This window comes from Streptomyces melanosporofaciens (assembly GCF_900105695.1).
GTDB lineage: Bacteria > Actinomycetota > Actinomycetes > Streptomycetales > Streptomycetaceae > Streptomyces > Streptomyces antimycoticus.
On sequence record NZ_FNST01000002.1, the window covers coordinates 2181465 to 2193432 of the forward strand.

General features: G+C 73.4%; 13 protein-coding genes. All 13 read right to left on the reverse strand.

Annotation, left to right across the window (positions count from 1 at the left end; all coding sequences use genetic code 11):
• Window positions 1-255, reverse strand: a complete 255-nt coding sequence (locus BLV72_RS11835; RefSeq protein ID WP_093462086.1) for an acyl carrier protein — start codon at window positions 253-255, stop codon at window positions 1-3.
• 98 nt (window positions 256-353) lie between these two features.
• Window positions 354-1334 carry an ACP S-malonyltransferase gene (locus BLV72_RS11840; protein WP_093470307.1) on the reverse strand — a complete coding sequence of 327 codons (981 nt, stop codon included), beginning with the start codon at window positions 1332-1334 and terminating at the stop codon, window positions 354-356.
• A 37-nt stretch (window positions 1335-1371) separates the two neighbouring features.
• Window positions 1372-2541: a beta-ketoacyl synthase N-terminal-like domain-containing protein gene (locus BLV72_RS11845; protein WP_093462087.1), complete on the reverse strand. Its 1170-nt coding sequence runs from the start codon at window positions 2539-2541 to the stop codon at window positions 1372-1374.
• Window positions 2542-2591: 50 nt separating this feature from the next.
• Complete coding sequence (locus BLV72_RS11850; protein ID WP_093462089.1) at window positions 2592-2987, reverse strand: hypothetical protein; 396 nt, start codon at window positions 2985-2987, stop codon at window positions 2592-2594.
• A gap of 3 nt (window positions 2988-2990) precedes the next feature.
• On the reverse strand, window positions 2991-3398 hold the full coding sequence (locus BLV72_RS11855) for a DsrE family protein (protein ID WP_093462090.1): 408 nt from the start codon (window positions 3396-3398) through the stop codon (window positions 2991-2993).
• 321 nt (window positions 3399-3719) lie between these two features.
• On the reverse strand, window positions 3720-4511 hold the full coding sequence (locus BLV72_RS11865) for an SDR family oxidoreductase (RefSeq protein WP_059148466.1): 792 nt from the start codon (window positions 4509-4511) through the stop codon (window positions 3720-3722).
• 25 nt (window positions 4512-4536) lie between these two features.
• Entirely contained in the window at window positions 4537-5670 is a 1134-nt protein-coding gene (locus BLV72_RS11870; protein ID WP_093462092.1) for a beta-ketoacyl synthase N-terminal-like domain-containing protein, read from the reverse strand.
• Complete coding sequence (locus BLV72_RS11875; RefSeq protein ID WP_093462093.1) at window positions 5667-6908, reverse strand: beta-ketoacyl-[acyl-carrier-protein] synthase family protein; 1242 nt, start codon at window positions 6906-6908, stop codon at window positions 5667-5669. The genes BLV72_RS11870 and BLV72_RS11875 overlap by 4 nt, the downstream gene beginning before the upstream one ends.
• Window positions 6908-7900 carry an acyl-CoA thioesterase family protein gene (locus tag BLV72_RS11880; RefSeq protein WP_093462095.1) on the reverse strand — a complete coding sequence of 331 codons (993 nt, stop codon included), beginning with the start codon at window positions 7898-7900 and terminating at the stop codon, window positions 6908-6910. The genes BLV72_RS11875 and BLV72_RS11880 overlap by 1 nt, the downstream gene beginning before the upstream one ends.
• On the reverse strand, window positions 7897-9153 hold the full coding sequence (locus BLV72_RS11885; protein ID WP_093462096.1) for a beta-ketoacyl synthase N-terminal-like domain-containing protein: 1257 nt from the start codon (window positions 9151-9153) through the stop codon (window positions 7897-7899). The genes BLV72_RS11880 and BLV72_RS11885 overlap by 4 nt, the downstream gene beginning before the upstream one ends.
• The gene (locus BLV72_RS11890) at window positions 9150-10295 is read right to left on the reverse strand and encodes a beta-ketoacyl synthase N-terminal-like domain-containing protein (protein ID WP_093462098.1); all 1146 of its coding nucleotides are present in this window, start codon (window positions 10293-10295) and stop codon (window positions 9150-9152) included. The genes BLV72_RS11885 and BLV72_RS11890 overlap by 4 nt, the downstream gene beginning before the upstream one ends.
• Window positions 10292-11533, reverse strand: coding sequence for a beta-ketoacyl-[acyl-carrier-protein] synthase family protein (locus tag BLV72_RS11895; protein WP_093462099.1), 1242 nt, complete (start codon window positions 11531-11533; stop codon window positions 10292-10294). The genes BLV72_RS11890 and BLV72_RS11895 overlap by 4 nt, the downstream gene beginning before the upstream one ends.
• 38 nt (window positions 11534-11571) lie before the next feature.
• Window positions 11572-11823: an acyl carrier protein gene (locus BLV72_RS11900; protein ID WP_078641653.1), complete on the reverse strand. Its 252-nt coding sequence runs from the start codon at window positions 11821-11823 to the stop codon at window positions 11572-11574.
• Window positions 11824-11968 lie beyond the last annotated feature (145 nt).

Below are 11968 nucleotides of genomic sequence, written 5' to 3' on the forward strand. Positions count from 1 at the left end.
TCATTTCTCCAGCTTCGAGGCGAGCAGATCGTGCACCTTGCGGAGCGTGGTGATGTCCTTCATCTCCCGCTCCTCCAGCTTCACCGCGTACTTCTTCTCCAGGACGACCATGACCTCGAGGGCCATGAGGGAGTCCACGCCCAGCGTCTTGACGAAGTCGGCGTCGTCGGTGACGTCCTCCTCGTCCACATCGAGCACATCCGCGACGAAGGTGCGCAGTTCGTCCATGTCCAGGGCGGCGGTGGCGTCGGCCATGCGGGGGTCTCCTTCCGCTCTCAAAGGGTGAGGCTCAGCGGGGTTCGGGGGTTCCGGATGTTTCCGGGTTTTCGGAGGCTTCAGGGGTTTCAGCGGCTTCAGCGGCTTCGGGGGGCGGTGAGCTTGGCGAGGGCGGCGGCCGACTCGACCGGGACGGTGAGCGCGCCCTTCGCGATCCGGCGGATCATGCCGGTGAGCTGGCGCCCGGGGCCCAGCTCCACGAACCGGGTGCAGCCCAGTTCATCGGCGAGCGTGCGGACGCTCTCCTCCCAGCGCACCCGGCTGGTGAGCTGGCTCAGTTCGAGCTCCCGCCAGTGCTCGCCGCTCGCGTACGGGCGGGCGTCCACGTTGGCGACGACCGGGAGGTGCTGGGCGGCGAAGTGCACGGCGGCCAGGGCCTCGCGCACATCGTCGGCGGCCGAGGCCATCAGCGGGCTGTGGAAGGCCCCGCCGACGGCGAGCCGGATCACCTTGCCCTCGCTCTCGACGGCCAGTTCGGCGAGCCGGTCCACGGCCTCGGCGGTGCCCGAGAGCACGATGGCACCGGGGGCGTTGACATTGGCGATCCAGACCTGGCCGCCGTCCTCCTGGACCTGGGCGACCAGCGCCGCCACGGTCTCGGGGCCGAGCCGCACCACGGCGGCCATGGTGCCGGGCGACCGCTCGGCGCATGCGCGCATGGCCCGGCCGCGGGCGGCGACCAGGCGGGCGGTGTCGGCGAGCGGCAGGGCCCCGGCGGCGTGGAGCGCGGTGTACTCGCCCAGGCTGTGCCCGGCGCAGGCCACCACATCGCCCAGCAGCCCGGCCGCCTCCGCCTCGCGGTGGGCCAGCACCTCCGTGGTGAAGACGGCGATCTGGGCGAGATCGGTGCGGCGCAGCGTCTCGTCGTCGGCCTTCAGCAGGAGTTCCTCGACGTCGATACCGGTGTACTCCGATACCTCGGCCACCAGCGCCCAGGAGGCGGTGTCCCGCCACGCCTGGCCCATGCCCGCCTTCTGGGCGCCCTGCCCGGGGAAGACCAGCGCCGTACGGGGCGCCGCGCCGTCGAGGGCGCCGCCCGTCGTCTCTCGGTCCGTCATCTCAACCAGCTCCTTCAGCTCGGGGGCGGCCGGCCCGTCACCGGATCCGCAGCAGGGCCGCACCGACCACGCCGTCCCGGTCCACGGTGGTGACCAGGGCGGTATCGCCAGTTTTCAGAGGCTCGGTTCGCCTCCGGGGCGCTTCAGTCGCGCTCGGCGGTCGACCGTGCTCGGCCATCGCCAGGACGGCGGCGATCTGGAAGGCCGCCGCGGCGGCGCAGGTGTCCCCGACGGTGTCGGCGGCCGTGATCCGCGGCGGCTCCGCGCCCCCGAGGGCGTCGGCGAGGGCGGCGCGCTCGGCCTCCCCCTCTGCGCCGGGGGCGCCGGAGTCGGCGACGGCGCTCAGCTCGCCGGGAGCCACGCCGGTGCGGTCCAGCAGCCGGCCGATCGCCTCGGCGAGCACCGTACGGGCCTGCTTCGCGTCCGCCGCGCAGCCGAACTCCAGGCCCAGGACTTCGGCGAGCGGCTTACGGCCGTGTTCGCGCGCCGCGGCGTCGGGCTCCAGCAGCCACACGGCCGCGCCCTCGCCGAGCACGGCGGCGCTGTCGGCGCTCTCCTCATCCGTGCGGGCATGCCACTCCAGCCAGGCGCGGGCGGAGGAGAACTCCTCGACCGCCCCGCACAGCACGGCCTGGGCCCGTCCGGCGCGTTGCAGCCGCAGCGCGTACCGGAGGGCGAGCAGTCCGGTGGCGCGGCCGCCCGCGATGGTGGTGTTGGGGCCCTTGAGCCCGTGCCAGATGGCGGACTGACCGGCCGCGCAGTTCATCACCGTGTTGGGGAACCGGGCCGGGTCCACATAGAAGGGCTTCTTCCCCACCAGCGAGTCCCGGGTGAAGTCCATGATGCTCTGGGCGGAGCCGGTGCTGGTACCGAGCGCCAGGCCGGTCTCCTCGCCCACCCCCGGCAGCCGCTCGGCCTCGTCGTGCTCCCGCTCCCCGGTCAGCAGATGGCGGATCGCGGTGACGGCCAGTCCGGTGGCCCGGTCCATCGAGCGGGTGCCCTTACGGCCGAGAATCTGCCGGATGTGGAAGTCGGGCACGAGGCTCGCCTCGCGGAACGGCACCGACCACTCCTCGGGGTCCAGCGGACGGCCGGCCGCGCGGCCGGACCGCAGGGCCGCGGTGAAGTCGGCCCCGCGCAGTCCCAGGGGCGATACGGCGGTCCAGGCCGAGATGACCGGGGCTGCCCCGCCGGGGGCGTTGACCATGGGTTCGGGTACTCCTTCGGTAGAGGCCCGGGGGCCGTGGGAGGGGCGGGTCACAGGAACCACACCTGTTCGTAGGAGGGCCAGCGGGCCGCGAGGTCGTCGCCCTCGATGACGCGTACGCCGGGCAGCAACCGGTCGGCGGCGGTGCGGCCGAGCGCGGCCAGGCCGTCCTCCTCGACCAGCACGGTCACCCCGGCGGCCAGCAGCTTCGCCACGGAGGCGGGCGGATGGGGCAGGGTGTCCAGGGGGCGGGTGCCCAGGCGCAGCGTGGGACGTGGGCCCGTGTCGAGGGCGTAGCCGACGGCGGGGCCGCGCAGCGCCACATCGCAGCCGCCGCTCTGCCGGTGCAGATCGGGCACGCAGTACAGCACGTCGGCGTACTGGGTCTCGATCGAGCCCCGGTACGCCTTCTCCACGATCAGCAGCCAGCGCGCCTGGTCGCCCATGGCTCAGCACACCCCCATGAGCAGGCTCTTGTCCGCCGCGTTCACATGCTCGGCGAAGACGAAGGGGGCCCGTGTGCGCACCTGCGGTATCTGCTCTGCGGCGCCCCGCTCCTCGGCGCAGAAGCGGCATACGTACCAGTACAGCCGGTCGGGGTGATCCTCGATCAGCTCGCGGACGACGCGGGCGGTGGACGGATGCTCGCGCCCCAGGTCGGTGTAGTCGCGCGGTTTGGTGTCGCCGAGGGCCGCACCGGTCAGCCGGGTGGCGTCGCCGCAGGTCCAGATCTGCACCCTGGCGCCCCGGGCGAGCAGCGCGGACGCCAGCCGCAGCGCCGAGGTGACCAGATCGCTCTGGTGGGGCGCGCCGAAGAGGTTGAGCAGCACATCGGTACGGGGAACGGGCCTGGGCATCAGTGCCACACCGCCCTGACCCGCGGCTCCAGCAGCTTGGCGGCCACGTCGTCCATCTCCACCAGCCGCGCCCGGGGGTCAGATCGGCGGCGGGCAGGGCGCGCTGGGCGGCGGAGAAGGAGTCCACCCACAGCTCGCCGCCGTCGCCGAGGAACGTCTCGATGGCCGGCGCGGTGCCGGGGACGGCGGCGGTCACGCCGTTCTCCACGAGGAACAGCACCACCTGGTGGCCGTCCCTGGCCAGCCGCGCGGCGTCGCCGAGGAACCGCTCGCAGGCGGGTCCGGTCTGCGTCCCGCCCGTCTCGATCAGCAGATGGGCCGTCATGTCAACAGCTCACCCCCGTCCACGCCGATCACATTGCCGGTGATCCAGGAGGAGTCGGTGCGCGAGAGCAGCGAGACGGCTTCGGCGACGTCCTCGGGCCGGGTCAGCCGCCGGTGCGGATTGAGGTCCCGCGCGTGGACGGCGAGCCGGTCGCTGCCGGGGATGCGCTCCATGGAGGGGGTCGGGGTCACCCCGGCGCGCAGCGCGTTGACGGCGATACCGGAGGGGGCGAGCTCCAGGGCGAGCTGGCGTACGTGGGACTCCAGGGCGGCCTTGGCCGCGGAGACGGCGCCGTAGTGGGGCATCACGCGGGTGCCCCCGGCGCTGGTCATCGCGTACACCTTGGCGCCCTCGCGCAGCAGCCCCGCGGTGAACAGGTCCTGGGTCCAGTAGACGAGGGAGTGGGCCATCACGTCGAGCGTCATGTTCATCTGGCGGGCGGTCAGGCTGTCCTCGCCCTCGGCGCCGACGTACGGCAGCAGGGTGCCGAAGGCCAGGGAGTGCACCACGATCCGGATGCCCGTGCCGCCGGTCAGCTCCTCGAACCGGGGCAGCAGCTCCTCGCGGGTGCGGGCGGAGGCGGCGTTGGCGTTGAAGAAGTGGGCCTCGACGCCGTGGCCGCGCATCTCCTCCCGGGCGACGGCCGCCTTCTCCTGGCCGTCGGTGGTGTCGAAGTGGACGCCCAGGATGTGGACGCCCTCGCGGGCCAGTTCATGGGCGATGGCCAGGCCCATACCGCTGGAGGCGCCCAGGACCAGGCACCAGGAACCCTCGAGTCGGGTGATCATCGGCCGCTCGCCCTCCGTCGTCCGCTCATCGGCTGCTCGCTTCCGCTCTGCCGGCTTCCGCTCCGGCGGTGCTGCCCTGGGTGGCGCCGTCCGGGGTGGCACCGCTTGGAGTGACCAGGCAGACCGCGATGTTCCCCTCGGCCGCCGCCGTGATGACGGCGTGGACATGCCCCGCCGGTGCGCCGAGGGCGGCGGCCACGCGCGCCACTGGCTCCAGGGCGCCCGTGCCCGCCGGGACCCGCTCGGGCTTTCCGGCCGCCGTCCGCCCGCCCGGCGCCTGCTCGTGCAGCACCTTCTCCTCCAGCGCCGCCGCCACGGCCTCGCCGACCGGGGAGCCGTCCAGGACGGCGGTGACGGCCAGGGGCTGGTCGGGCCGGTGGCCGAGGGCGTCCAGCGCGTCCCGCAGCAGCGCCGCGGCCCGCTCGGCCCCCTCGGCGCAGGTGGCCACCCGCGGCGGCAGGAAGAACGAGCGGACGCCCACCCGGCCCAGCGTCGCCGCCCCCCGGCTCCGGGCGGCCGTCTCGGGCTCCAGCACCAGTGCGACGGCTCCGGCCTCCGAGGTCTCCGCCCCCGGTTCGCCCTCGGGCAGCGCCTCCTCGGTGGCCCCGGCCAGCAGCCACCGGGCCCGGCCGGTGACGAGGGCGCGCCGGCCGTTCTGCAGCGCTTCGAGGCCCGCGACCCGGGGGCTGGTGAAGGTGAGGTTGAAGCCCTTGAGGTCGTGTTCGGTGGCCAGCCGGCTGCCGAAAAGGTTGATGGAGAAGTAGGGCGCGGTGACCGGGGACAGATCCCCGGCCCCGGTGGCGGTGACCGTACGGTCCATCGTGTGGTGCAGGGCGACGGCCGCGCTGTTGGTGCCCACCGCGGCGCCCCGCTCCTCGGGCCCGACCGCCTCCAGGGCGTCCGGGCCCGCCTGTGCCAGCGCGCGCTTGGCCGCGGCGAGGAAGTACTGGGAGGCGGCGGGCAGGTACTTGTAGCCGTGCCGGCCGAGCGCCGTACGGAAGTCGAAGCCGTCCGCGGCCACGGTGCCGATGCCCGTCACCACCAGGCCGACGGCCGGTTCGCTGCGCGCCGCCTCCTCGTCCGCTTCTCCGCCCACGCGGCGCGGAGGCGCGGCTTTCGTCGCCATCCGCGGCCCGGCGGCCGCACGTGCGTCGCTCACGCGGCGGCCTCCCCGAAGACGAGCGAGATGTTGTTGCCCCCGAAGGCGTAGGCGTTGACCAGCCCGTACGCCCCGGTCATGGGCGCGGAGCCGGACGGCAGCGGCACCGCGCACTCCGGGTCCGGCGTGCCGACCGGCACATTCGGCGGCAGCGTCTTGTGGTGCAGCACCAGACTGGCGGCCAGCGCGGCGAACGCGCCCGCCGCGCCGCCGGTGTGCCCGATGAGCGCCTTGACGCTGTAGAGCGGCGTCCGGGGGGTCAGCGCGTCCAGCACCTGGCTCTCCACCACGTCGTTGAGCGCGGTGCCGGTGCCGTGCGGGATCACGAATCCCAGCCCGCCGGAGCCGGATTCGGCCCCGGCCCCGGAGCCTGTCCCGGCCCCCGCCTCCCGCAGCGCCACGCGCATCGCGCGCTCGATCTGCTCACCGGAGGGCTCGGGGGCGGTCGGGTGGTAGGCGTCGCAGCTCCAGCCGGCGCCCGCCAGACGGCCGTAGACGGTGCGCGCGCCGCGCGCGCGGGCGTGCGAGGCGGACTCCAGGACGAGCACGGCGGCGCCCTCGCCGAAGACGGTGCCGCGCCGCTCGGCGGCGAACGGGCGGCAGCGCTCGGGGTCGATGGCGCCCAGCCGGTTGAAGCAGGCGAGGGCGACCCGGGAGTACGCCTCGGCGCCGCCCGCGATGACCACGTCGGCCTCGCCGGAGTGGATCAGATCGGCGGCCATCGAAAGCGCGTAGCCGCTGGCGGCGCACGCGTTGCTGACACAGGTGTTGAGGCCCTGGGCGCCGAACCACCCGCCGACCACCGAGGCCAGCGGAAAGGCGGGCGCCCAGCGGCCGGACGCGGGGGCCTCGCCGGTCCACCAGCCCTCGTGCAGATCCGTGTCGCCCATACCGGTGCTGAGGGCGACGGCCACCCGGCGCGGATCGAGCCCGGCGTCCGTGGCGCCCGAGGCGTCCGGCCCCGGCAGCGCGGCGAGCCCCGCGTCGGCGACCGCCTCGCGCGCCGCCGCGAGCGCGAACTGGGAGCCGCGCCCCAGCGGCAGCCCGTCCTGCTCCTCGGGACCGTCCGGAAGGTCGGCCTCCGGCACCAGGTACATCAGCGGATGGTCCATGTGCGCGAGCGGATCGGGGACCCGCACCGGCGCGGTGTCCGCCGCGTGCATCCCGCGCCAGAAGGCATCGACGCCCGTGCCCAGCGGGGACAGCGCGCCGAGGCCGGTGACCAGTACGTCGTCCATCAGGTGCCGCTCTGCTTTCCGGCCAGCGCGCCCAGTACCCGCTGGTCGAAGGGGACCAGCCGCCAGTCACTGCGGTTCTCGATCACCGCGTAGCCGTGGGTGATCCGGCCGGTGGCGGTGAGGGTGAGCGTGCCGTCGCGGATGACGAAGCAGTCCATCCGGGCGGTGTAGGTGAGGTCCTTGAAGATCTCCTCCACCGTGTAGACGGTGTAGAGGTCCTCCTCCATCACCGCCTCGTCGATGACGCGCACCGAGGACTGGGGTACGACCGGTATCCACCTGCGGTCGTCCAGCAGGGTCTTGATGGAGATGCCGCGGTCCAGGACGAAACGGTCCTTGGCCTCCTCCATCAGCCGCAGATAGCCGGACATCTGCAGCCGCTCGGTGAAGTGGCAGTACGGATAGGGGATGTTCCACTTCCAGGCGTAGGCGTTGCGGCCCTCGGTCAGCGAGGCCAGGACGGCGTCCTCGTCGCCGTCCGGCAGCGCCACCCGGATCCGCGCGAGCTCGCCGGCGGACCCCTCGGCTCCCAGCCGGTCCACCACGAACGGCGCGAATTCGGCGGGGGGTTCGGTGGGCTCCGGCAGATAGGCGTCGGCGCGCAGCGAGACCCGCACCTTGGCGGCGACGGCCTTGAGGACCGAGCCGCCGCGCTCCACGCGGAGGGTCACCCGGAAGCCGAGGGTGCGGTCGTCGTCGGCGGTGTCCGGCGTCACCTCTGCCTCGGCCACGTCGTCCATGTGGAAGGCGTGCAGGATGCGGGTCTCCAGGGCGACGATGTCCAGCCCGAGACCGTGCTCCTCGTACAGCCGGCGGGCGGGCGCCCCGGAGTCCGCGAAGTGCACCAGCACGGCTTCCTCGACGAGGTAGTTGACGTGTTTGAAGCCGATCCAGGTGCAGATGTTCGAGCCCTCGTAGCGCGGGCGCAGCCGGACGGTGGTGGCGTCCGTCAGCAGGGCTTTGGTCGACATCGGCGGGGCGGCGGCGGTCATCGGGAACACTCCATGACTGAAAGGGGGGCACGTGAGGGGTGCGGGTGGCACCGGTCGGGCGTGGGGCGCAGCAGCAGTCCGGCCACGGCGTCCGCGGTGTCGTCACCGCTGGTGATCAGCGCCTGGCGGGACGCGGGCACGGGCGCCGGGCCCGGCGCGGCCCCGGGACCGACGTCCAAGGCGGTACCGCTCCCGGCTCCTGCTTCCGACCCGGCGACTTGCGGTCCGGCGGCTCGCGGCTCCGCGTCTTGCAGCCCGGCTTGCGGCCCGGCGTCTTGCGTCCCGGCGCCGGTCTCGGCGTCCGTCCCGGCCTCGTTGCGGGCCAGCCAGCCGATGGCCGCCGCGCACTGCAGCACCCCGAGGGCCCCGGAGGCCCGGCCCACCGCGCTGGTGACGTCGTAGCGCGGCACGGCCTCCGGCACCGGTACGGCCCCGTCGGTCCCGGTCCCGGTCCCGACGCCGGCCCCGGCGGGCCCCTCGGCGTATCGCTCGGGGGTGAACCAGACGCCGGGCGCGGCGCCGCCGGGCAGCAGGGCCTCCACACAGCCGCTGAGCCCGGCCCGCCGTTCGTACCGGCCGAGGGTGGCGGCGGCGCGCGCCCCCCGGCCCTCGGCCCACCGAGCGCCCTCGACGACGATGGCTGCCGCGCCGTCCAGCAGCTCATCGGCGGACCGGCCGAGCAGATCCTCCACGACGGCGTTGTGGGTCTCCACGCCGATCACCACCGCGCGCCGGACCCGGCCCGCCGCGACCAGCGCGGCACCCCAGTGGACGGCGTCCAGGCCGGATGTCGCCCCGTTGCACAGCATCAGGTTGGGGCCGCGCAGACCGTGGCGGATGGCCACCCAGGAGGCGATCACATTGCTGGAGGCGTTCGGCAGGCTCATGGGGCTGAGGTCCACGGCCGAACGCTCGGCGATGGCGGCGGCGGTGAGGCAGGCGGTGTCGAGGTTGCCCAGGTTGGAGCTGGCGACCACGCCGACGGTCTCGCCGGGCACCGTCACCTCCTCGCCGTCGGAGGGGATCAGACGGGCGTCCCGCAGTGCGTCGAGCGCGGCGCACAGCGCCAGCCGGGTGGCCCGATCCTTGTAGCGGTGGCCCCGGCGGCCGATCCGGGCGGCGGTGTCGAACGGTTCGGCGGCGGGTCCGGTGACCGGGCAGGCGGTGCGGCGCAGCAACGCGTCGGGGGTGTCGGCGCCCGGGAGGGCCAGGCCGACGCCGGTGACGACGACTTCGCCGCGGCCGTGCGTCATCGGCCGGCCCTCTCCACGATGGCGACCGCGTTGACACCGCCGAAGCCGAACGCGTCGATCTGCGCGACCCGCAGATCACCGCCGTCCCGCGCCTCCTCCCGGACGAACCGGAACGCCTCGGCCTCGGGCAGCGGTTCGGCCAGCCCCAGGGTGGGCGGCACCCGGCCCGACGCCAGGGACTCCAGCGCGACGATCAGGCTGAGCAGACCGGAGCCGCCCGAGGTATGGCCGGTCATGGACTTGATGGCGGTCATCAGGGGCCCGCGCACCTCATGGCCGAAGACCTCGGCGATGGCGGCCGCCTCGGCCGCGTCGTTCAGCTGGGTGCCGGTGCCGTGCAGCAGCACCAGATCGATGTCGCCCGGTTTGACGCCGGCCCGCCACTGCGCCTCGTGCACCGCCCGCGCGATGCCCCGAGGGTCGGGGGCGGTCACATGGCGCGCGTCGCAGTTCATGCTGACGGCGCGCACCCGGCCGAGCGCGCCGGTCCCCGCGCCGGGCTCCTCCCGGCGCAGCACCACGGCCGCCGCGCCGTCGCCCATCAGCACCCCGCGGCGGTCCCGGTCGAACGGCCGGACGCGGTCGGGGGGTTCGCTGTTGACCCGGTCCAGCAGCCCGTACATCGACTCGGTGAGGGTGTCCACACCGGCCACCATCACGGTGTCCTCGGCCCCCGTGGTCAGCAGGTCGGCGGCGAGTGCGAGCGCGTAGAGGGAGGCCGAACAGGCCCCGGAGAAGGTGTGGGTGCGGACCGCGCCGAAACGTGTCCGCAGTGCGGTGCCGAAGTGCAGCCGGCCGATGTCGAAAGGCGCGCCGTCGCGCCAGGCGAGTTCGGCGGAGCGCAGTTCCCGCAGCCCGGTGCCGACGAGGACGGGCACCTCGCTCAGATCCTCGCCGAGCCCGGCCTGGGCCGCGGCCTCGCCGACCGCGCGCAGCAGCCAGTCGGTGGCGCGGCCCGGGAGGTCGGCACCGGGCGCGGGGCGGTCGTCGATCTCGTACGCGTGGCGGGTCCGGTACCGCTCCCGGTCGAAGCCGCGCAGTTCGCCGAGTCCGCTGATGCCGGCGCACAGAGCCTGGAAGACCTCGTCGACGCCCTCGCCCACGCTCGCCACGGCTCCGGCGCCGGTCACCAGCTGACTCATGCCCAGTCCGCTCGGCTCTTGCCGAAGATGACGACGGCGTTGTTGCCGCCGAAGGCCAGGCCGTTGTTCTGGACCACCTTCAGGTCGGCGTCCACGGCCTGGTTGGGCACACAGTCCAGACCGCATTCCGGGTCGGTCTCCTGGTGGTTGATGGTCGGCGGGATGAAGCCCTCGGTGAGCGCGAGGGCGCAGGCGATCGAGGCCAGCGCCCCGGCGGCGCCCATGGAATGGCCGATCATCGACTTGATGGAGACGGTGCGCGGCGGGGCGGCGTCCCCGAACACCTGGCGGATGGCGCGGGCCTCGGTGATGTCGTTGGCCTTGGTGCCGGTGCCGTGCGCGGAGATGAAGTCGACCTCGTCCGGCTTGACGTTGGCGTTGTCGAGGGCCAGCCGCATACAGCGGGCCACGCTGTCCTGGTTGGGGGCCACCGGGTGGTCCGCGTCGCAGTTGAGTCCGTAGCCGAGGACCTCGGCGTAGATACGGGCGCCCCGGGCCAGCGCCGACTCCAGGCTCTCCAGCACCAGGATGCCCGCGCCCTCGCCGGTGAGAATGCCCTTGCGGTCCTTGTCGAAGGGCTGGCAGCGCTCGGGGGCGATGGTGCCCAGGCGGTAGAAGCCGGTGAAGGTCTTACGGCACAGGGCGTCGGCCCCGCCGCACAGCGCGAGGTCCACGTCCCCGGCGCGGATGGCGTCGAAGCCGTAGCCGATCGCGTAGTTCCCGGCGGCGCATGCGGTGGGGAGGGTGACCGCCTCGGCCCGGGTGAGGCCGAACTCCTGGGCGATCGCGCTCGAAAGCCGTCCGGCGGGCACCCGCCGGGCGACCGTGGGGTCCATTCGCTCGGGGCCGAGGTCCACTTCCTCCTCGACCAAATGGTCCAGGTCCCTGGACTCGCCGTCGGTGGTGCCGACGGAGATCAGACAGGGGATGTCGCGCAGCGCGCTCTCCGATTCGGCGAATCCGGCGTCGGCCACCGCCATACGGGCCGCCGCGACCGAGAACCGGCTGGCCCGGCCCAGGGTCCGTACATCGAGATTTCGAATCCACCGGCCCGGCTCGAAATCCTTGACCTCACACGCCGTAGAGCGGTCGAAGCCCTCCGTGTCGAACGCGGTGATGGGGCCCGCCGCGCTCTTCCCGGCGCGCAGTCCGGCGAGGAATTCCGCCGCGCCGATGCCGATCCCGGACACCGCACCGAGGCCGGTGACGACGACCCTGCGACCCGGCTCACCACGCATTTCGCCCTGCCTTCCGAGAGACCGCCTGGATCCGGCGGTCACCAGCCCGCCGCGTCGGAGACAACCTCGTAGACGCCTTGAAGATTCACCATCCGGCTGAGTTCGGACTGCTCTATGACGATATTGAAGGTCTTCTCCAAAGCCGCGAGTATTTCAATGGCACGCAGTGAATCCGCGTCATGCTCTTCTTTGAAGAGACTGGTCTCAGTGACCTCGTCGGGGTCGATCTCAAGAATATCGGTGACGATTTCCTTGATGGTTTCACGACGCTCTTCGACGATGGCGGTCATTACCGCGCACCTCCATTTTCGGGCATGGGCAAAGCGACGAAGCTGCCGCTGACGCTAGGCGCCGGTAGAGGAGGGGACAACCCCAGAGTCCACTAGCTGTCACGCGCCGGGTGAACACCAGCATTCGACTGGTCCGGGTGTCATA